17 protein-coding genes are annotated in these 22,832 nt (G+C 35.1%); 9 read left to right on the top strand and 8 right to left on the bottom strand.

Translation table 11 applies throughout. From position 1 onward, the window contains the following. The first annotated feature begins 107 nt into the window (after nt 1-107). From H8R22_RS13410 to H8R22_RS13445, 8 genes are all read left to right on the top strand, one after another. Complete coding sequence (locus H8R22_RS13410) at nt 108-1,304, top strand: glutamate-5-semialdehyde dehydrogenase (RefSeq protein WP_187010909.1); 1,197 nt, start codon at nt 108-110, stop codon at nt 1,302-1,304. Between the two features lie 92 nt (nt 1,305-1,396). Continuing rightward, nucleotides 1,397-2,158 (top strand): glutamate 5-kinase, encoded by a 762-nt coding sequence (gene proB, locus H8R22_RS13415; protein ID WP_187010910.1) that lies wholly within the window; start codon nt 1,397-1,399, stop codon nt 2,156-2,158. Nucleotides 2,159-2,321: 163 nt separating this feature from the next. Next, complete coding sequence (locus H8R22_RS13420) at nt 2,322-3,269, top strand: N-acetylornithine carbamoyltransferase (protein ID WP_187010911.1); 948 nt, start codon at nt 2,322-2,324, stop codon at nt 3,267-3,269. Continuing rightward, nucleotides 3,259-4,044 (top strand): acetylglutamate kinase, encoded by a 786-nt coding sequence (gene argB / locus H8R22_RS13425; protein ID WP_187010912.1) that lies wholly within the window; start codon nt 3,259-3,261, stop codon nt 4,042-4,044. Before H8R22_RS13420 ends, argB begins: the two co-directional genes overlap by 11 nt. 65 nt (nt 4,045-4,109) lie before the next feature. Continuing rightward, nucleotides 4,110-5,180, top strand: a complete 1,071-nt coding sequence (locus H8R22_RS13430; protein WP_187010913.1) for a M20 family metallo-hydrolase — start codon at nt 4,110-4,112, stop codon at nt 5,178-5,180. A gap of 170 nt (nt 5,181-5,350) precedes the next feature. Then, the gene (argH, locus tag H8R22_RS13435) at nt 5,351-6,631 is read left to right on the top strand and encodes an argininosuccinate lyase (RefSeq protein WP_187010914.1); all 1,281 of its coding nucleotides are present in this window, start codon (nt 5,351-5,353) and stop codon (nt 6,629-6,631) included. Nucleotides 6,632-6,778: 147 nt separating this feature from the next. After that, complete coding sequence (locus H8R22_RS13440; RefSeq protein WP_187010915.1) at nt 6,779-7,765, top strand: DUF2157 domain-containing protein; 987 nt, start codon at nt 6,779-6,781, stop codon at nt 7,763-7,765. Then, nucleotides 7,762-8,925, top strand: a complete 1,164-nt coding sequence (locus tag H8R22_RS13445; RefSeq protein WP_187010916.1) for a hypothetical protein — start codon at nt 7,762-7,764, stop codon at nt 8,923-8,925. Before H8R22_RS13440 ends, H8R22_RS13445 begins: the two co-directional genes overlap by 4 nt. Before the next feature lie 163 nt (nt 8,926-9,088). Here H8R22_RS13445 and H8R22_RS13450 read toward each other — a convergent pair whose 3' ends face one another. The 8 genes from H8R22_RS13450 to ytxJ all read right to left on the bottom strand — a co-directional run bounded on the left by H8R22_RS13450 (nt 9,089) and on the right by ytxJ (nt 19,859). Next, nucleotides 9,089-12,106, bottom strand: a complete 3,018-nt coding sequence (locus tag H8R22_RS13450) for an AAA family ATPase (protein WP_187010917.1) — start codon at nt 12,104-12,106, stop codon at nt 9,089-9,091. Nucleotides 12,107-12,129: 23 nt separating this feature from the next. Beyond that, nucleotides 12,130-13,347 carry an exonuclease subunit SbcD gene (sbcD, locus tag H8R22_RS13455; RefSeq protein WP_187010918.1) on the bottom strand — a complete coding sequence of 406 codons (1,218 nt, stop codon included), beginning with the start codon at nt 13,345-13,347 and terminating at the stop codon, nt 12,130-12,132. Nucleotides 13,348-13,590: 243 nt separating this feature from the next. Then, the gene (locus H8R22_RS13460; protein ID WP_225876032.1) at nt 13,591-14,583 is read right to left on the bottom strand and encodes an L-histidine N(alpha)-methyltransferase; all 993 of its coding nucleotides are present in this window, start codon (nt 14,581-14,583) and stop codon (nt 13,591-13,593) included. A gap of 48 nt (nt 14,584-14,631) precedes the next feature. Beyond that, nucleotides 14,632-16,125 carry a BCCT family transporter gene (locus tag H8R22_RS13465; RefSeq protein WP_187010919.1) on the bottom strand — a complete coding sequence of 498 codons (1,494 nt, stop codon included), beginning with the start codon at nt 16,123-16,125 and terminating at the stop codon, nt 14,632-14,634. A gap of 4 nt (nt 16,126-16,129) precedes the next feature. After that, a complete protein-coding gene (locus tag H8R22_RS13470; RefSeq protein WP_187010920.1) occupies nt 16,130-17,500 on the bottom strand; it encodes a mercuric reductase in 1,371 nt (456 codons plus the stop codon). Between the two features lie 23 nt (nt 17,501-17,523). Beyond that, complete coding sequence (locus H8R22_RS13475) at nt 17,524-17,805, bottom strand: DUF427 domain-containing protein (RefSeq protein ID WP_187010921.1); 282 nt, start codon at nt 17,803-17,805, stop codon at nt 17,524-17,526. Nucleotides 17,806-17,820: 15 nt separating this feature from the next. Further along, nucleotides 17,821-18,960: an ergothioneine biosynthesis protein EgtB gene (gene egtB, locus H8R22_RS13480; protein WP_187010922.1), complete on the bottom strand. Its 1,140-nt coding sequence runs from the start codon at nt 18,958-18,960 to the stop codon at nt 17,821-17,823. A 509-nt stretch (nt 18,961-19,469) separates the two neighbouring features. After that, entirely contained in the window at nt 19,470-19,859 is a 390-nt protein-coding gene (gene ytxJ, locus H8R22_RS13485) for a bacillithiol system redox-active protein YtxJ (protein ID WP_187010923.1), read from the bottom strand. 196 nt (nt 19,860-20,055) lie between these two features. Here ytxJ and clpB point away from each other — a divergent pair, with 196 nt between their 5' ends. Next, nucleotides 20,056-22,662, top strand: a complete 2,607-nt coding sequence (gene clpB, locus H8R22_RS13490; protein WP_187010924.1) for an ATP-dependent chaperone ClpB — start codon at nt 20,056-20,058, stop codon at nt 22,660-22,662. Nucleotides 22,663-22,832: the final 170 nt, after the last annotated feature.

The following is a 22,832-nucleotide window of genomic DNA, read 5'->3' on the forward strand; positions in this document are numbered from 1 at the left end:
CACGCAGATCTCGCAGATTTAAGAAGATTATAGAAAAGGCTCCTCCCAATGGCTGTCAGGTATTTTTACGCAGCGGCACGCCCAAATAAATTTAAAATAAACAAACCATGAGTACATTATTATCCATAGAAAAAAGAAACATTGTATTGACTACCATGGCAGCGCTTTTGACAGAAGAAAGAGAAGGTTTGAAAGCCATCAATCAGCAGGATTTAGCCAATTATAATGGGGATGATTTAGCTATGGAGAAACGTTTGCTTGTTGATGACGCAAAGATTGATGGAATGATTTTGTCATTGCAACAATTAACGAATCAGGAAGATCCGGTGGGGAAAGTTCGTTTTGATTTCACACATGAAAACGGAATGAAAATCAGCAATAGAACAGCAGCTTTTGGTACGATTTTGATCATTTATGAATCGCGTCCAGACGTCACTGTTGAAGCAGGCGGAATAGCTTTCAAGTCAGGAAACAAGATTTTATTGAAAGGCGGAAAAGAATCGTTGCTGTCTAATTTAAAAATTGTGAGTCTTTGGCATCAAGCGTTAATAGATAATGATGTTGCCACTTCATGGGTGGAATATTTGAATTATGACCGTAAAGAAACACAAGCTTTCCTTGAAAATCCGACACAAAAAGTAGATTTAATTGTACCACGTGGAGGAGAGCAATTAATAGCTTTTACAAAGAAACATGCGACTTGCCCTGTGATTGTAAGTGGTCGCGGAAATAATTTTGTTTACGTAAATAAAGACGCAGATCTTGAAAAAGCCTTGGCGATTATTATAAATGGAAAAACATCCAATATATCCGTTTGCAACGCTTTGGATAAAGTTTTGATAGATGCTAATTTACCTAATTGGGAAGTCTTTGCAAACAAATTGATAAGCAAATTAAAATCGTATAATGTAACTATTTTAGGTGATGAGGCTATTGCAAAAGCGATTCAGGTTCCAGCGATTGAATCTGATTTGATTTGGTTTGAAGAGTTTTTAGATTATAAAATTGTTATTGGCACCACACAGTCAGATGAAGAAGCCATTACCAAAATAAATAAATATTGTGGCGGCCATTCGGCTTCCATAATTACAGAAAATAATAAAATGGCACAGCTATTCATGGACAATGTTGATACTGCCGCGGTTTACCACAACGCCTCTACCCGATTCACAGATGGAGGTCAATTTGGACTTGGTGGTGAACTCGCAATAAGCACAGACAAATTGCACCAACGTGGACCAATAGGATTACAACATTTGGTAACCAATAAATGGTATGTTTATGGTGACGGACAGATACGATAAAAATTGAAAGATTAAAAGATTGAAGCATTTAAAGGATTAACACAACGAAATTTTTAAATTATTAAATCTTTCAATTTTGAAATTAAATTACAATGGCTAAAAAAAGAATACTACTAAAAATAGGAAGCAACACCTTAACGAGAGAAACTAATCATATCTCAAGGGGGAAAATCGAGGACATTGGGATGCAAATAGCAGCCTTGCAGGACGAGTACGAGTTTATAATTGTAAGTTCAGGCGCTATTGCTGCAGCCAAGCAATTTGTGAAGTTAGAAAGTAAAGGCAAGGAAATAGTCGTTAAACAAGCTTTGGCGTCTATAGGGCAGCCACACTTAATGCGGATTTTCCACGAAAATTTTAGTGATATAGGATTGTTGACTTCACAGTGCCTACTATCCTACTCTGATTTTGAGAAAGAGCAATCTAAAGTCAATATTGTCAATACCATTAACGTGTTAATCGAAAACAATTACATCCCTATTATCAATGAAAACGATACGGTAGCCACAGACGAAATCCAATTTGGAGACAACGATAAGTTGGCTGCATTAACCGCTGTCCTATTGAATGTAGATATTTTGATTATTGCAACAAACACAAACGGAATTTATACCAAAGCCTCTATTCATAACGCTGTTCCTGAGACTATTTTAAAAGTCAATGATCTAGCTTTAATGCAACAAGAAGTTGGAGATTCAAAATCATCACATGGAACTGGTGGTATGCAATCTAAAATTGAAGCGGCGGCAATTGCAAAAGCGGCAAATATTGAAACGTGGATTGTGAATGGCTTGAAAGATGATTTTATTTTGAACGCCATAAAAAACAGTATTCCGTTTACGAAAATAGCATAAAACAAAATGGAACGCTGATGACGCCGACTCGCCAAAGCGAAAACGAAAACGCAGAAAATAAATCGTTTCATAATAATACAAACTAAATAAATCAAAAATCCGCTCTGATCAGTGTCTTTGCGATAGCAAATCCGTATCATCAGCGTCCAAACATATGTAAAAAATGAACTACATTTCTTTAGAAAACATAGACTCACTCGAAAAATGGGTCAAACAAGCTTTAAAAATCAAGAAAAAGCCACTTAAAAACAAAAAACTAGGTAAAAACAAAACCTTAGGAATGTTGTTTTTTAATCCAAGTTTAAGAACACGTTTAAGCACTCAAAAAGCGGCTTTAAACTTAGGAATGAACGTTATGGTAATGAATTTTACTAGTGAAGGCTGGACATTAGAGTTTGAAGATGGCGCGGTAATGAATCAAGGAGCTTCAGAACACATTAAAGAAGCGGCAGAAGTAGTTTCGCAATATTGCGATATCGTTGCAGTAAGAGCTTTTGCTGGCTTAGTAGACAAAGAAAAAGACAATGCCGAAACCGTTTTGGCAGGTTTTTTAAAACACGCTACAGTGCCTATCGTGAACATGGAAGGTTGTACGGGACATCCTTTGCAAGCACTTGCTGATGCCATTACCATGGCTGAATACAAAACTGAACATAAACCAAAAGTAGTGTTGTCGTGGGCGCCGCATCCTAAAGCTTTACCTCAGGCTGTTGCCAATTCATTTGTAGAAATGATGTTATTGCAAGATGCTGATTTTGTAATTACACATCCCGAAGGATACGAACTAAACCCTGAAATTACTAAAGGAGCTACTATCGAGCACGATCAAAACAAAGCCTTTGAAAATGCCGATTTTATCTACACAAAAAACTGGAGCAACTATATTGATTATGGTAAAATCACAAATAATGATCTTAACTGGACCGTAACTGCTGAGAAAATGGCTTTGACTAATAATGCTAAATTCATGCACTGCTTACCGGTAAGACGTAACGTAATAGTTTCTGATGAGGTACTTGACAGCGAAAACTCCATTGTAATCGAACAAGCCAATAATAGAACCTATGCAGCGCAACTAGTATTGCAAAAAATCCTTGAGAATGCAGAATAAGAAATCCATTACAGTAGTTAAAATTGGTGGAAACATCATTGACAATGCCCAAGAGCTCAAACATTTTTTAGCTGATTTTGCTAAAATTGACGGTCTAAAAGTATTGGTGCATGGTGGCGGAAAATCGGCTACTAAGATGGCGCATAGCATTGGTTTAGCTCCTCAAATGATTGATGGACGCCGTATTACTGATGCTGCTATGCTTGAGGTTGTCGTGATGATTTATGCGGGCCAAATCAATAAGGACATTGTGGCACAATTGCAAGCTAACAATGCCAATGCACTGGGATTCTCTGGAGCAGACGGTAATTTAATCCAGTCTGATAAAAGAAATCATCCAACAATTGACTACGGATTCGTAGGTGATGTTAAAAAAGTCAATACTCCCTTATTAGAAACATTATTAAACAGCGGAATAGTTCCTGTTTTCTGTGCAATTACGCACGATAAAAACGGACAATTACTAAACACAAATGCCGATACGATTGCAAGCGAATTAGCAATAGCCTTATCTGAAGTTTTTGAAGTAACGCTAAATTATTGCTTTGAAAAATCAGGTGTTCTTTACGATGCCGAAGAGGACAGTTCGGTTATTGCAAAAATGAATCCTGAATTGTACGCTAAATTAAAGGCTGAAAAAGCCATTCATTCCGGTATGATCCCTAAATTAGACAACTGTTTCAATAGCTTGTCTAAAGGGGTTCAAAAAATCAAAATCGGGCATCACAAAATGTTGCAAGATGCAAATGCAGTTTGTACAACTATAGAATTGTAGCAACTAAGCACGAATTTTCACAAATTAAAAAACTAGGTACCAACAGGACTTCGTTATAGAAAAATATGAAAAACAAAGAAACACTTACTCAAGAAGCAATTGCCTTATTAAAAAACCTGATTGAAACGCAGTCTTTTTCAAGTGAAGAAGAAAATACTGCGGTTTTAATCGAAAACTGGTTTGCTGTAAACGCCATTCCGTTTGAGAGAGAAAACAACAATATTTGGGCGTACAACAAGACATTCGATAAAAATAAACCAACACTATTGCTGAACTCGCATCATGATACCGTGAGACCCAATCAGGCGTACACAAAAGATCCATTGAAAGCCATTGTCGAAGATGGAAAACTATACGGTTTAGGTAGTAACGATGCTGGTGGTTGCTTAGTTTCGCTGTTGGCTACTTTTGTCCATTTTTATGCTGCAGAAAACTTGCCTTACAATATTGTTATGGTGGCTTCGGCAGAAGAAGAAAGTAGCGGTAAAAACGGCTTAAACAGCGTTTTAAAAAACCTTCCCGAGCTAGAATGTGCCATTGTGGGCGAACCTACCTTAATGCAATTGGCAATAGCCGAAAAAGGTTTGCTTGTTCTCGATGTTAAAATCAAAGGAACGCCAAGTCACGCTGCACACAAAAATGATGACAACGCTTTGTACAAAACGATTCCCGTGATGGAGTGGTTTAAAAATTATACATTCGAAAAAGTATCAGAGCAATTAGGACCCGTTAAAATGACTGTAACCCAAATTAACGCTGGGAAACAACACAATGTGGTTCCGTCAGAATGTGATATCGTAGTTGATATTCGCGTTAACGATTGCTACACTAATCACGAAATTTTGGCTATCGTACAAGAACAGGTAAATGCCGAAGTTACGCCTCGCTCTATGAATTTAAGTTCGTCATCAATCCCCGAAAATCACGGTTTGGTGCAAGCAGGAATCGCTTTAGGAAGATCAACTTATGGCTCTCCAACGCTTTCAGATCAATCGGTTTTAAGTTGTAAATCCTTAAAATTAGGCCCTGGAGATACGTTGCGTTCCCACTCAGCTGATGAATTTATATATTTAAACGAAATCGAAGAAGGAATCGACTTATACATTAAGATACTAAGTGATTTTTTAAAGCAGTAAAATAAGTAGGAGCTATTTCCTGCTATTCGCTCTATCTTTTCCTGCTTAAAGAAAGCAGTAAAAGGATGCCGCTGCTATCAGGGCTAAAATTAAGTAGTCCTATACAATATAAAAACTTCGTGACACTCTAAGCAACCAGTGCTAGACTTTTCGAAACAAAACATACAACTATGAAACTTTGGGAAAAAGGAATACCAACAGACAAAAAAATAGAACAATTCACTGTAGGAAATGATAGAGAGTTGGATTTAGTTTTAGCTAAGTACGATGCATTGGGTTCGATCGCCCATGCAAAAATGTTAGGAAGCATTGGTCTATTAACTACAGTTGAAACAGAATCCTTAGTAGCCGCTTTAAACGAAATCATGGCTGATGTAGCCGAAGGTAATTTCGAAATCGAAGATTCATTCGAAGATGTGCATTCGAAAATTGAATATTTATTAACCGCAAAGTTAGGTGATGCTGGAAAAAAAATCCACACTGCACGTTCCCGTAATGACCAAGTTTTGGTTGATGTGAATTTGTATTTAAAAGATGTCGTTATCGAAATGAAGGCGCAAGTAAAAGCCCTTTTTGATTTGCTAATGGAATCTGCAGAGAAATATCAAAATGTATTGTTGCCAGGATACACGCATTTACAAATTGCAATGCCATCTTCTTTCGGGATGTGGTTTTCTGCTTATGCAGAAACTTTGATCGATGATATTACTATGCTAAATGCCGCATTAAAAGTGGTGGATCAAAATCCATTAGGTTCGGCTGCAGGGTACGGAAGTTCGTTCCCAATAGACAGAACATTTACTACAAAAGAATTAGGTTTTGAAACTTTAAAATACAATTCGGTTGCTGCACAAATGAGCCGAGGAAAATCCGAGAAAACATTAGCTTTTGCAATGAGTAGCGTGGCGGCAACGCTAGCGAAGTTTTCTATGGATGTGTGTTTGTACATGAGTCAGAATTTTGATTTTATTGGTTTACCGGCACATTTAACTACCGGTTCGAGCATTATGCCGCACAAGAAAAACCCTGATGTATTTGAACTAATTCGTGGAAAATGCAACAAGATTCAAGCCTTACCCTACGAAATCACTTTAATAACCAATAACTTACCTAGTGGGTACCACAGGGATTTACAATTGTTGAAAGAAGGTTTGTTTCCAGCAATTCAAAACTTGCAAGCTTGCCTTGATATTGCTATTTTCTCAATTAAAGACATTAAAGTAAAGGACAATATCTTATCCGATAAAAAATATGATTACCTATTCACAGTAGATACGTTGAACGAAATGGTCGTTGCAGGAATGCCTTTTAGAGACGCATACAAAGCCGTTGCTGAGCAATTAGAAAACGGAACTTACGAGAGTCCAAAGAAAACTAAACATACGCACGAAGGAAGTATTAATAATTTATGCTTGGCTGAAATTAAAGAAAAAATGAACCAAGCGTATTAAAGTGCAATGCTACTACCCACACAACTACTTAAAATCTGTTCTCATTAGGAGCAGATTTTTTTTTTGATTCCTATTCGATACTAGATATAGAGAATGAAATTGGTTCAAATTATATATATTTGGCTATTAGCCAATTTAAGACCACTTATGAACCCATTCAAAGAACCGAAAACTCAGGAACTTTTTGACCGGAAATTAATTACTGAAACCCAATTTACCCAAGTAAAAGCCTATCGGAAATTAGGAATTTTTTCGTTGCATGCAGAGTTGAAGTTATTCCTTTATCTTTCTATATTGTCGTTTACAACTGGAATTGGGATTTTAATTTATCAAAATATTGATACCATTGGTCATGTTGTTATTTTAGGAATAGTATTAATGGTGACTGCGGTATGTTTCTACCTAAGCTTTAAACAATCAAAAGGATTCGACAAAGAACATACTCACTTTGAAAATCCTGTTTACGATTACGTCATACTCGCTGCACTGCTACTTAGTTGTATTTTTATAGGATATTTACAATTTCAATACACGGCTTTCGGCACACATTATGGTTTAGCAACATTAATTCCAACAGCAATTGGACTTTTTTGTGCCTACTATTTTGACCACAAAGGAATTCTATCAATAGCTATTACGGGACTTGCTGCTTACGTGGGCTTATCAGTATCACCGCAAGCACTATTGCAAAACAACTTTTACGATACAAATACTTTAAGTTATTCAGCTATTGGGTTAGGAGTTATCCTGATAGCCTGGGCACTATACAGTAACCAAATTGCTTTAAAAAAGCATTTCACTCAAGTATATCTTACCTTTGGATTGCATCTTATTAGTATCTCCTGCCTCAATAATTTATTTCAACCTTATTGGTTTGTATTTACAATGATCTTGGGAACTACATTATTTTATTTTTATAAGGCAAGTTATAAGTATCAAACTGTTTCTCTTTTGATTTTCACAGTAGTATATGGTTATATTGGTGCTAATATAATATTATTAAAAATCATTGAATTAATTCGAATCGATGAATTTCTAATCCCTTTTTTCTTCCTTGTTCCATTTTACTTTATTGGTTCTATCATCCTTTTTATCAAGTTGATAAAGCAATTTAATAAACAAAAAACACAATGATAGTTTACGATAAAACAATAGTACAAAATAATGATTTGCTTGACGAAGCACAATCGCTTAAAAAAGCTGGATTTATAGACAAAGTTCAATATGATACAATTATTAAAGAGTTAGTTATCACTAAAACACACGACAATATTTTAGTTAGGGCTCTTTTTTTCATCTTAGGTGTATTTTTGTATTCCTCAATCTGCGGTTTTTTAGCATTAATTAGCTTAGAGGCTTTAGATACTAATTACGAGTATTTAGTATTTTTCTTTGCCATCGTTGGCTTTTTAGGTACTGAAATTCTTGCTCGATCCAACTTTTATGGCCATGGTTTAGATGATGCCTTCATTATAGGATCCCAACTCACATTGGCAATAGCGGTAGGAATTGCAACTGATTTTGATGAATTAGTTATGGCCGCAATTATAACAGGAACTGCGTTAGTAAGTTATCTTCGTTACTTACACTTATCAGTAGCATTGTTGTTTTGTTTAGCCTTAACCTATACTTTAGTTTTAGGCATATTTGAATTAGATGAATCCATACATGCTTTTTTACCATTTATTATGATGGTTTATGCTTTAACTCTATTTTTTAGTAGCAAAACAGCGATACAAAATTTAGCTACTGCTTACTATCACAAAGGACTTTTATTAGCCCAGAATTTTACTTTAATTCTGTTTTACTTTTCAGGAAACTATTTGGTAGTGCGCGAACTTTCTGTTGCCTTATTGGGACAAGATGTTGCGATAGGAAGCGATATTCCATTTGCCTTTATATTTTATGCTTTTACGTTTATTGTTCCAACAGCATATTTAGTATTAGCAGTGCTCAAAAAAGAGCGTATATTGCTGTGGATTGGTTTATTAAGTTTTTGTTTTTCAGTGTACAGCATTCGATTTTACTATTCGATTGTACCTATAGAAATTGTCTTAACAATAGGAGGAGCCATCTTATTTACCATAACACTTTTTACAATAAGAAAATTAAAAAACAAAGAAACCGGAATCACGTTCCAACCTGATCGTTTTACAGAGACAAATGCTTTTTTAACCGCAGAGATCCTAGTTACATCACAAATAGGAAGTATAAAACCCGAACTAACAACCGAATCCCCTATAGAGTTTGGTGGTGGGGACTTCAGTGGTGGTGGTTCTGGCGGAAGCTTTTAAATAAAAAAGCCACGCATTCACTTCTTAAAGTACTAATTAGTGAACGTGGGGCTTTAGGTCTATATTTTCTCCTCAATTTAAAGCCTATTCTATCTATTTATTCATAACGAAAATTTACGTTTCCACTGCACTTCTCTACGAAACAACTCTTATAGTAATTTAATTATTCAATTTCAATTGTACTATAACCGGCTCCTGTGCGAACTAATTTAATTTTGGTTCCAATACGATCTTTCAATTCCCCTACGTGAGAAATAATACCAATAGATTTATTACTCTCGTTTTGCATATTTTCAAGAATACTAATCGCTTGATCTAGAGATTCTGGATCTAAAGAACCAAATCCCTCATCAATAAATAAAGACTCAATGGAGACGTTGCGAGCTGCTAAATCAGATAAACCAAAAGCTAAAGCCAAACTCAGTTTAAACGTTTCACCACCTGATAAAGAGCTAACGGAACGTTTTGTGTTTCCCATATAAGTATCAATAACTTTTAATCCATCAGAGTCGTTTGTAGTATCCAATAAATAACGATCTGAAAAACCTATTAATCGCTGATTACCATATTCTAGTAGCTGTTTTAAGGTTAAATCTTGAACAAAATTAGAGAATTTTTTACCCGTAGCATCACCTATTAATAAGTTCATTTTACTCCAAAGCGCTAAGTCTTTTTGTAAACCATCCATTATTTTCTGACTTTCTTTTAGCTTCTCTCTATTCTTAATATCAATTTCAATTTTGTTTTCTTGATCCCAAATGTGTTTATTCAATACCGCTATTTCTTCTATTATTTTTGGTAATAAAACAGTTATTTCTTCCAATGTAATTGACGCATCATCTAATTTTTTCTCCTCTTCTAATGATTTGTCGATAGCCGTTTTGTTGGTTTCTAAACGAATTTCCTTCTCCACTAACAGTTGCAGGTTTTTTCGAAGCTGACTCGCTGTACTTTCGTCTAAAATTTTAGCTTTCAATTCTGATAAAGAAGTGATTCCATGTTCTTCAAGTTGAGGCAAAAGACTCGCCAGCAACGCTTCATTTTCTTTTATGGTTTCTATTTTACTCTTTTGAAAGTCGGTTAATTGCTCTTTTAAACTCTTTATTGTAGATTGACAAGAGCTAAAATCGTTACTTAATTTACTAACTTCGGTAGTAATGTCTTTTCGATCATAAACCAATAACAAAGCTTGCTTAGCCTCACTATATCCATTTTTAAGAACTGCATAATCACTAAATAATTGTTGCATTTCAATAAAGACAACCTTGGCTTTAATGAAATTTTCAAGTTTATCTAGTTCTTTTAATTCCTGTTGGAAATCAGTCGTATCTTGCTGCCATTTTTCAAGGCTATCTTTTGTAGTCCATTTTAACTGATTGCATAATTCGGTTATCTTGTATTCTAAAGTTTTGAATTCCGCGATCCTATTGTCTAAGGCTAAAGTTTCGGCGGTACTTATCTTCTGCAAACTTTGACGCTTTACTTCATTTTCAAGCAATGCTTTTTTCAAATCCTCTAACTGCTTTGTCAATGATTGAAAATTTTCTTCTAACGAATTCAACAACGTTGCCGAAAGTTCCTGCGCAAATGGATGCGTTTCAGAACCACACAACGGACAAGCTTCTCCATCTTTTAATTCATGGCGGTGTTCGTCTAAACTTTTGCGTTGTTTCCAGTCATCAAGTTCTTTTTTTGCTTTTTCGAACTTTGGCAACAAACTTTCTAATGTCTCACTTTGTAATTTTCCTGAAGCAATTAACACTTCTAGTTCCTCTTGTTGCTTCTTAATTTTAAGTTGCAACTCCCCTATTCCTTTACTTTTTTCGTCAAATAATTTCCGGTCTCCAATTAACTGATTCGCGGGAATCATCAATCGTGTCAAATCATCTTTTTTTGATTTAACTGCATCAACAGAAGTAATTCCTTTTCGGGTAACTTCGGTATTAATTATAGTTAACTCGGACTGTATTTGATCTGATAACGTATCGTTTATAGTTAATGATATTCCGTATCCACTTAGTTCATTGCGTTTATCTTCTATACGTTGTGATTGTTGTTTGGCTTGAGATAAGCTGTTTTTTTCGGTTTCTTGTAATGCTAAAACACGATTTCTAAAGTCTGTTATTTCCTCTTCAAATTTTTCAGCATTAACTTCTTTTTTTACTAATGTGCTAGCTAACAAAACCAACTCGCTTTTTACTTTTTCTTGTTCAGAAAGTTTACTATTTCCAATATTGATCCGCTCTAATAACTCAGCTGATTTTTTTTCGGTATTAGCTACAGCAAGCATTTGTTCTTTAAAAACAACTAGACTATCGTGGATTTTCAGTTGGTTTTCCTGAGGTAAAAATGCCGCTTTATCTTTTGCAAAAGCAATCCATTCAATTTCATTGGTCTCCTTTAACTTGCTATTTTTAAGAATATTTTCTTTAACTATTTTTTTCTTTCCAAGGGTTTCTTGTTGGATTAAACTAGCTGCTAGCAAAGGTTTTTGCAATAAAACATCATCTTGAATCTTTTTAACCACTTCGGCGGTTAACAAAACAGTTTCACCCATTTTAATGTTTTGCGTCTTCACAGCATCTTCCACTCCACGAAATCTTTGAAAAACTGACCTTCCAATTTTTCGATAAATAGAAGACCCCGTAATTTCTTCTAACAACGCATTTCGATCGTCTTTTTTTGCTAAAAGTAATTTAGAAAATTGCCCTTGAGCTAATATCATTGACTGTACGAACTGGTTGTAATTCAGACCAATAATACGTTCATTCTCACTAACTACTTCTTGTACACCAGAAACTAAAATTGCTCCTGTAGAAAGTTTTATTAATTCTTGTTTTCGTTTATCTAGTGAACCCGTTCTTGTTCTTCTAATCGACCATGAAGACAAGTACCTCTCTCCTTTCATTTCATATTCTACTTCGGCATAACAGTCTAGAGCATTTTTAGTCAAAATCACTCCTTCGTCTTCAATCACTTTTTCTGAGATAGCTTTATCAATTCTAGGAATCTTGTTGTATAATGCTAAAGTAATTACATCCAGTATAGTTGATTTACCAGTACCCGTGGCGCCTGTTATCACAAAAAGCCCCGCTTCTCCCAGAATACCATTTTCAAAATCAATAGTATGTTCGCCTTTTAGAGCGTGTATATTCTTAAATTTTATCTTGCAAATTTTCATAGTAAAGTAGTCGTTGGGAGCTATTAGTCTGTTATTTCAGAAGTTTGTAATCCTTCTAGTATTTCTCTAAAAGCATTGATCAATTCATCTGTATTTTCTAATGAATCGTCCTGTTCTAATCGTTTTTCGAATAATTGAACTGCAGAAAAATCCTTTATATCTTCTCCTTTAGAAAGCAATTTTGAAGTACCTGAAACTTCCGTTTTAAACTTGATACTTCCCTTTAATATTTGCAATCCGTTTTCTGGTTCTGATGTCAATAAGTCCTCCAAAGCTTTAATGTGTGAAATGTTTTCATTATCCTCTTCAATAATTACCTCAGCAAGATCAGTTAAAATCGAATCCGACTCATAATCTGCTATTTTTTTTGTTACATCTTTAACTGTTCCTTTAATAGTTAATAGCTTCCTGAATTTTGGAATTGGCAGCAAATTGACAGTGAAATTACTACCTTCTAAAGTCAGCATAACCACTTCTTTTATGTCTTTTTTTTCACTAAAACTCAATGCTATTGGAGAACCGCTGTAGCGAATGTTTGGCTTACCCACCATTTGTGGTCTGTGGATGTGTCCCAAAGCAACATAATGTGGTTCCTCTCCAAAAACGGCCGACGCAACACCCGCTTGATTTCCTATTTGTATTTCGCGTTCACTATCAGAAACTGAAGCCCCTTGTGCAAATAAATGCGCCATCACGATAAAAGGAGTGTTATCATAATTTGCTTTATAATGTTGGTTCACATTAGCAAAGTAAGTTGCAATTCCGTCTTTTATCAATTCAATTTTATCACTGTACGACTCTCCCGGGACAGCATTCCTAATGTCTTTATCCCTTAAAAAAGGAACTGCAGCAACCACCACTTTTTCATTACCTACAGCAATTTCTACAAATAAATCGGCTATGTTTTCAGGAATACCTCCTACTACCTTTATTTCGAGAATCTCTAATAAGTCTTTAGGAGCATTAATAACGTGCGGTGAATCATGATTACCACCCGTTAAGATTACTTTGCATTTAAGCGGTAACAATCGCTTTAAAAACCCATAATATTGCGCCATAGCCGCTTGTGAAGGATTTGCTTGATCAAATAAATCACCCGACATCAATAAAACATTGATATCATTTTCTTGAATACATTCAATTAACCAATCAAAAAAAAGATCCATGTCTTTTGCAAAATCGATTTTTAATAATTGTTTTCCAATGTGCCAGTCAGCGGTATGCAAAATCTTTATGCTCATAGTTTATGGCTTTTGTAATTTTTAATTTCAGAAACAATAGCATTTTCTAAAGTGAAGTTTGGACAGTGATACCTTAAAAAACGATTGTTTTTCGATTTTTGTCAAGCAAACAAATTTAACTTTAAAAAAACTTAAATAAGAGCAAATCTAAACTTAAAAAAGAGGTCTTCTTTATGGAAAACCATAAAAAACACATCTTTTTTATTTGTTAGATCGCTAACTACAGTGCGCTATTTGTTTTACTTATTTTCGCTCTAAAATATAATTTGCAAAATACTTCTTGCTGTCCGTTATTCTATCTCTAATTTCAAAGTCGGTTTTGCTTAAAATTTTGCTTAAAATTTCATCATTGTATTTTCGTGATATTTCCATCAATATTTTTTCTCCTTCTTGAAAGTGGAATGTTTTATTAAGTTCAGCGATGTACACTTTTTGCGCTTTGGTACTAACTAAATAACTTTTAGCAATTCCGTCCTTTTCATCATATTCTGGTAGATGTCTAAAGGCATCCAAATTAAAGTTTGCTTCTAACTCCCTATTTATTCTATAAAGTAAATTTAGATTAAAAGCGGCGGTCACTCCTTGATTATCATTGTAAGCGGGAAGAACAACCGAAGCTGGTTTTATCAAATCGACACCTAAAAATAATTTATCCCCTTCTTGTAAATTAGCACTTAATTTCGAAATAAAATCGGTGGCAACTTCATCAGACATATTTCCTATATTCGATCCTAAAAACAGAATCACTTTGGGGTGTTCGTTTTCTTTCAATGATTCTAAAACCTCAAAATAATCACCTTGTTTTTTCTTAATTGACACACTTGGTAACTGAATATTTAAATCAGCTTCTAGACTATTTAAAGCATTTTGAGAAATATCTACAGGCATATAATCAAACTTGTACTTTTCGCGATTCAGCTCTTTCAAAAGTTCTTTGGTTTTTAAACCATCACCAGCACCCAACTCAATTAACTCAAAGTACGTATCTGGTTTAAGCTGCAAAGCAGTGATGATTCCGTTGCTTTGTTGCTTAAAAATTTCATGCTCAGAACGTGTAACATAATATTCTGGTAAATGCATGATTTTTACAAAAAGAGCATCTCCTGTTTTATCGTAAAAAAACTTAGATGGCAGTGACTTTTCTGTATTGCTCAATCCCTCATCAACCTCCTTCTTAAATTGGTCTATCATAGTATTATTGGGATCTATTTTTTTTATAGTGTTTATCTCTTTCATCTTGTTAAGTTATAAATTATTTAAAATTTAAAATGTTTAAGTACTAACTTAAGGATTGTTAATTTGAATAGGATTATCCTTTTTCACAATTGTATTTTTAAAAAATAAAAAAATAATGTAGCCATATAAAAAACTAAAAGGTAAAGCCATAATGACTAATAAATTACTTATTCCGTTTAATAATTCACTGGTTCCAATGGCGGTCAGTCCAAGCGCTGTTGCTGTGATTATAAATCCCCAACCTAATTTATGTTTCTTAGACGGGTTTTCATTCCCTTTGTCACTAATCATTCCCAACACAAAAATCGCCGAATCAACAGAGTTTATTATCGAAATAAGCACTAATAGTCCTGCTACAAAAAAGGTGATATTGTGTAGCGGAAAATGTTCTAAAAAAACAAATAGCGATGTAAAAACATCGTTAAATTGTGATGTATCACCTATGCTAATAATTTCAAAAGCCGAATTTGCAAAAATGGAAAACCAAATAACAGTAGCTACTGTGGGAATTAAAATTGTTGTAATTAAAAACTCTTTTATTGTTCTTCCTTTAGATATTCTTGCAATAAATATTCCAGTAAAAGGAACCCAAGCTAGCCAGAAAGCCCAATAAAAAACGGTCCACTCTTTCGTGAAATTTTCGGAAGTTTTGTAATTGCCTAAGGACAAATTCATTTCAAAAAAATGAATCACATAATTATAAAAAGCGATTGCTGTATGGTAAATAAAATCATTAAAATCTAAAAAGAAAGCAATAAATAACATCAGAACTATAGAAAAAGTAAAATCTAAGTCGGCTAAGAATTTAATAACTTTATTCAAACCCGTAAGTGCCGAATAGGTAGCTACAACACCTATAAAAACAACCATCGCCAATAAAAAATTGTTGCCAAAATCAACTTTAAAAGCATAATTAATGCCGTTTACCACTTGTGCCGTTCCTAATCCTAATGAAGCAATTACACCTGTAACGGTAATTAAAACAATAAATAGTGTAGCTATATATTTTATGCCTTTACTTTTAATATAAGGTACAATGGCATCTAATACATTGTTGGTTTTCTTCACATAAAGATTATAAGCGACTATTAAACCAAACAGGCTGTACATCGCCCAAGGTGTAAATCCCCAATGAAAAAAAGTATATTGCAAAGCCGTTATTTTGTTATTAGAGGTTGCAACGGGAGTATTACTAAAATAATACACGGGCTCTTGAACTGCACGCAATAAAAGTCCAGAACCCATTCCGGTACTGTACAATAAGGCTACCCAACTAAAATACGAATAGGCGGGTTTTTCATTTCCTAAACGTTGCTTTAGCAAAGGCAAAACTAAAATAATTAAGGCCGCAACAACTGTAATTAAACCTACCCATAAATAATAAGTACTAAAAACCGATAGTAATTTCTGGTTTACTTCATTTAACCCCTGCGTCAATAATTCAGGAGCTAGTATACCCGAAACAAAGAAAAATACACCAAACAATGCTCCATAAAACAGCAAGCTATTTGACCGTAGATGACCGTATAGTTTTGTAATCAAAATGCTATTCTTTAATGATTGGTTTTAAGCTTTCTAACATCGTAGGAATCAATTCGGTTACCGTAGGATGAATATGAATTGCATCTCTAAAAACAGTGTATGGTTGTTTTGCATACATTAGATTCGTGATACTACTAATGATTTCATCACCACCCACACCTAAAACACAAGCTCCTAAAAACTGATTTGTTTTAGTATCGATAATTGCTTCCATAAATCCTTTTGTTTCTCCTTTTTCTTTAGCGCGACCTACTTTATCCATGGGTTTGTGTGCAATTAAAATATCAAAACCTTTCTCCTCTGCTTCCATTTTTGTCATTCCTACTCTTCCTAAAGGCGGATCAATAAACAGCCCATAAGTTGTAATTCTGTCACTGATTTTTCTTTTTTTATCTCCTAGAAGATAGTTCTCTACAATTTGAAAATCATTATAAGAAGTATGTGTAAATGCCCCTTTTCCGTTGCAATCTCCTATCGCAAAAATTCCATCTACGTTTGTCTTGCAATAATCGTCTACGGCAACATATCCTTTCTTTTTATCAAATTCTATTGTCGTATTTTCTAAGTGCAACGTATCTGTATTTGGCGAACGCCCAATAGCTAGTAAAACATGTGACCCTTTAACCTCCTTTTCCTCTCCATTTATTTTTATCGAAATTCCGCTACTATCCTGAGACAATTTAATCTCTTTAGCATTAAATTTAATTTCGACCTCCTCAGATTGCATAATTTCGGCAACCGTTTCACTTACATTCTTATCTTCTCTACTAATTAATCTATCACCACGCTCGATGATGGTTACTTTACTGCCAAAACGCTTGAACATTTGACCAAATTCTAGCCCAATGTAGCTTCCGCCAATAATCAATAAATGCTCTGGTAATTTGGTTAAACCTAAAATATCAATATTGGTTAAATAATCAACATGGGCATATTCCTCGGGTATTACTGCCCTTGCTCCTACATTTATAAAAATTTGTTTCGCTGTAATTTTATCTTCGTTAACCGCAATTTCATAATTTGATAAAAAATGCGCCTCTCCTCTGTAAAGTGTGATAGTATCATTGTTGGCAATACTTTTTTCAATTCCTTCTCGGGAACCATTTACTAAAGTATCTTTTCTGGCTTTGATTTTCTCCATATTTGCTTTTGCACCTGCAGGAATTTCAATTCCCATTTCTTCACCATGCCTGCTATCCCACATTCTGCGTGCGCTAGCCACATAAGCTTTTGTGGGAACACAACCATTATTAACACAAGTTCCGCCTACTAAACTCTTTTCAATAAGTGCTACTGTACCTTTTTTAGATAGGCTAAATGCCAAAGGTATTCCTGCTTGTCCACTACCAATTATTATAAAATCAAACTTTTTCATAACTGCATTTTTAAATTAGAAACTTATTCTTCAACCGAAACATTTTTCCAAAATGCGACGTAATTCTTTATTTCCTTAGCCGAATCTTTTGGATCGTTATAGGACCAAGCTGCGTTTTCGCTAATTTCATCCTTTACTTTCAGTGTATAATAAGAAGCCTCCCCCTTCCATGGGCAAGTGGTATGATGAGTCGTCTTAGTAAAATAATCACTATGAATACTTTCTATAGGAAAATAATGGTTTCCTTCTATAACAATTGTGTTATCACTTTGTGCAACTACTGTTTTATTGAATATTGCTTTCATACTATTTGTTTTAAATTATTTCGCTAATCGGATTCCGTTAAATTGCCACCGCAGATTTGGATGGAAAAAATTACGATATGTTTTTCGGCTGTGTCCTTCTGGAGTAGCCACTGAGCCTCCTCTAAGAATCATTTGATTAATCATAAACTTACCATTGTATTCTCCTAATGCTCCAGGGGATTTATTAAACCCCGGATAAGCAAGGTAGGCACTATTTGTCCACTCCCATAGTTGTCCCCATTGCAATTGATCACTCGCTATTTCCCACTCAAATTCGGTAGGCAAGCGACAGCCTTTCCATTCACTATATGCAAAAGCTTCATAGAAACTAACATGCATTACGGGTAAATCAAGAGCGACTTTCTCCAAACCGTTTAAGGTATAATTCCACCACTCATTATCAATTTTGTACCAATATAATGGTGCTTCAATTTTAGTGCTGTTAACCCAGCTCCATCCTTCGTCATGCCAATAATTAAAATCTTGATATCCACCAGCGGTAATAAATTCTATGTATTCTCTATTGGTAACTAGCTTATTGCTGATTTCAAAATCACCTACATATACTTTATGTTTCCCTAATTCATTATCAAAACAAAAAGTATTTTCTTGATGCCCTATTTCATAAAGTCCCGCTTCGATTTTGATAAAAGTCCCTTCTTGAATTTCGGCTTTAGTTCTATAGCTATTGTCATACATTGGAAAAGTAGGTTGATTCCCTAAAATGTATTTAATGTCATATACTAAAAGTTCTTGATGCTGTTCCTCATGATTAAGGCCTATTTCAATAATCGCTAAAATTTGTTCATTTGGCTTTGTAGCTAAAAAAGCGACCATCGCCTCCGTGACATATTTACGATACTTATAAACCTCCTCAACAGAAGGTCTGGTCATCAAACCTCTTGAAGGACGTAAAACACGCTTACCAACATTGTTGTAATAACTATTGAATAAATAAGAAAAATCTTCATTATACACAATGTAATCCACTGCATATTTTGTCAATATAAATTCTTCCCAGAACCAGGTAGCGTGGGATAAATGCCATTTTGGAGGAGAGGCAAATTCACTCGCTTGAACCGAATAATCTTCGGTTATCAAGGGTTTGCAAACCTGTTCTGAATTTTGTCTAACTTTTAAAAAACGATCAATCATAAGCTGTTAGATTCTATATTAGTTAAGTCACATGTAAGGTAGTGAAATAACTTTTTATGAAAATTACATTATAATGGAGATCTATTACGTAATTATGATGTGTAGTCGTTAACTGACCAATACCAATTACCAAAACTTATTCTTAAGTATTTTATGAACCAAAAAAATTAGCTTAGTACAGATTACAACTCTTGAATTGATTGTGATTTATTGTTTTCAAAGATTTAAATCACCCTTAAAATTAATTACAAATACCAGTACAGTTTATTTAAATGTAAATATAGAAAGCATTGAATTCAAGCAGCACTTATTTATGGTCTACCAAATTGTACATAAAATTTACGTCTAAGCTTAAATAATTGATACCTACAAATACTATTATATGCCAAAGTTTTTCTTATTTATCTGGTTGCTTACTAGCAACTTTTTCTAAAAACAAAGCCACGAATTCACTAATTAAATTGATAATTAGCGAATTCGTGGCTTTTATTCTAAATCTTCTAGATCTACTATACTTTTGCTTTTAAGGCAGCAGAATCAATATCGCTATGCGAAACATTATAAACTGCTTTACCATTTTTAATCAAGATTAATTGTGGCGATTGGTGTTGCACTCCAAAACGGCTAGCGATCTCATTTGAAATTTCGCGAAAAGCGATTAAATCAAGGAAGTAAGGTGTTACTTTTTCTGGGAAATCAAACTCATTTTCAAATTGTTTCAAAGCCATACGGCTAATACTACATCTTGTGCTGTGCTTAAAAATAGCCACTGCCTTCTCGTTTGACAAGCTAATAATCTCATCTAACTGAGATATATGATTTAATGGTTCCCAATCCATCTTGCTATTGGATTCGTTTTGGTTTTCAGAACTCCCAAAAATATTTTTTAAAAAACTCATAATTTGTCTGTATATAGGTCATTATGAATCATTTATATGATATAAATCATAGTTTATAAGCCATTTTGTCCGTAATTTTACTATGGAATATAAATTGATTCCTTCTTTACAAATATAAAATAAAATACGAACATACACACGATATACTATTTTACAAACCAACAAGCTTATGCTTGTAACTAAAAAATAAAAAATCATGAACATCAATAAATTTACCATTAAGTCGCAGGAGGCCATTCAGCAATCGCAACAATTGGCTCAAGGTTTTGGACAGCAGCAAATAGAGAATGAACACATTTTTAAGGCCATATTTGAGGTCGATGAAAATGTAGCCCCTTTTATTTTGAAAAAACTAAATGTAAACGTGCCACTATTTATTCAGGTTTTAGATAGTACCATTCAAAGTTTTCCAAAAGTATCTGGTGGCGAAGTCATGTTGTCAAGAGAGGCAAACAAAGCTTTAAACGAGGCAGAGATTATTGCGAAAAAAATGAATGATGAGTTTGTTTCTATCGAACATTTAATTCTGGCAATTTTTGGTTCAAAAAGTAAAGTTTCACAAATCTTAAAAGACCAAGGGGTAACTGAAAAAGGTTTAAAAGCAGCTATTGACGAATTGCGAAAAGGAGAACGCGTTACTTCAGCATCAGCCGAAGAGACGTACAATTCTCTAAATAAGTACGCCAAAAATCTAAATGAGTTAGCCAAAGCAGGGAAACTAGACCCTGTAATTGGTCGTGATGAGGAAATTAGACGTGTACTACAAATCTTGACACGTCGAACTAAAAACAACCCCATGCTTGTGGGAGAACCTGGTGTGGGTAAAACCGCTATTGCTGAAGGTTTAGCACATCGAATCGTTGATGGCGATGTACCTGATAATTTAAAAGACAAAATCGTTTTTTCACTGGATATGGGAGCGCTTATAGCAGGAGCCAAATACAAAGGTGAGTTTGAAGAGCGTCTAAAAGCCGTAGTAAAAGAGGTAACCGCTGCCGAGGGCGATATTGTGCTTTTCATTGACGAAATTCATACGCTCGTAGGCGCAGGTGGTGGCGAAGGCGCTATGGATGCAGCTAATATTTTAAAACCGGCTTTGGCTCGTGGAGAACTCCGCGCTATTGGAGCAACGACTTTAGATGAATACCAAAAGTATTTCGAAAAAGACAAAGCACTAGAGCGTCGTTTCCAGAAAATTATAATCGAAGAACCCGATACCGAGAGCGCGATTTCTATTTTACGTGGAATCAAAGAAAAATACGAAACACACCATAAAGTCCAAATCAAAGATGAGGCTATTATTGCCGCTGTAGAGTTGTCACAGCGTTATATCACTAATCGTTTTCTTCCGGACAAAGCGATTGATTTGATGGATGAGGCTGCTTCCAAAATTAGAATGGAAATCAACTCTAAACCAGAAGAGCTAGACGTATTGGACCGAAAAGTAATGCAACTCGAAATCGAAATCGAAGCTATAAAACGCGAAAAAGACGAAAGCAAGCTCAAAGTCCTGGGAATGGAATTGGCAAACTTAAAAGAAGACCGCAACACCATTTACACCAAATGGAAATCAGAGAAAGATGTGGTGGATAATGTGCAAGCCATTAAAACGGAGATCGAAGATTACAAATACGAAGCAGAACGTGCGGAACGTGAGGGAGATTACGGAAAAGTAGCCGAAATACGTTACGGAAAAATCAAAGAAGCCCAAGAGCGATTAGATATTTTGCACAAAGAATTAGTCGAAAACCAAGCGGGCGGCAGTTCATTAATTAAAGAAGAAGTAACCCGTGAGGACATTGCCGAAGTAGTTGCTAAGTGGACAGGAATACCGATTATGAAAATGCTACAAGGCGAGCGTGAAAAACTGCTACACCTTGAAGAGGAGTTGCACCGCCGAGTAGTAGGTCAAGAAGAAGCGATCGAAGCCGTGAGTGATGCCGTACGCCGTTCTCGAGCTGGTTTGCAAGACATGCGTAAACCTGTAGGAACTTTTTTGTTCCTTGGAACAACGGGTGTGGGAAAAACAGAATTGGCAAAAGCTTTGGCCGAATATCTATTTGACGACGAAAACGCCATGACGCGTATTGATATGAGTGAGTACCAAGAGCGCCACAGTGTGAGCCGTTTAGTGGGTGCGCCTCCAGGATATGTGGGTTATGACGAGGGTGGTCAGTTAACGGAGGCGGTACGTAGAAAGCCGTACTCTGTAATATTATTAGATGAAATCGAGAAAGCACATCCAGACACATTCAACATCTTGTTACAAGTGCTTGATGAAGGTCGTTTGACAGATAACAAAGGGCGCTTAGCCGATTTCAAAAACACCATAATCATCATGACTTCTAACATGGGAAGCCAAATTATACAAGAGAAATTTGAGAATATCAAAGGTAGTCTTGAAGAAACCACCGAAGTAGCCAAAATAGAAGTACTGAACCTGCTAAAACAAACGGTGCGACCTGAATTTATTAACCGTATAGACGAGATTGTGATGTTTACACCTTTAACGACAGCAAATATTACTAAAATCGTGAGTTTACAACTAAAATCAGTCACTAAAATGCTTGCATTACAAGGCATTACCATGGACGCTACACCCGATGCGATTGCATATCTTTCTGAAAAAGGTTTCGATCCACAATTTGGAGCCCGCCCAGTGAAACGTGTCATTCAGCGTGAGGTATTAAACAAGTTGTCTAAGGAGATTTTGGCCGGCAAAATTGCAACCGAAAGCATTATTCTTTTAGATGCTTTTGATGGCGAAGTGGTTTTTAGAAATCAAACCGAAGTAGTAGAATAATTAATTATATTTTTTTTTTGTAGTAAGAGAACATCAGTCGCAAGGCTGGTGTTTTTTTATATTTTATTTTTTAGAAGCAGAATAGTAATTTTCAAAACAACCTTCCCTCCTGCTCTCTGCTGTATCTCTGCGTTTCACTGCGAGTATGCCGCGACGATCAGGGCTAAAGG

It is taken from the genome of Flavobacterium kayseriense, from assembly GCF_014305095.1.
Lineage (GTDB): Bacteria > Bacteroidota > Bacteroidia > Flavobacteriales > Flavobacteriaceae > Flavobacterium > Flavobacterium kayseriense.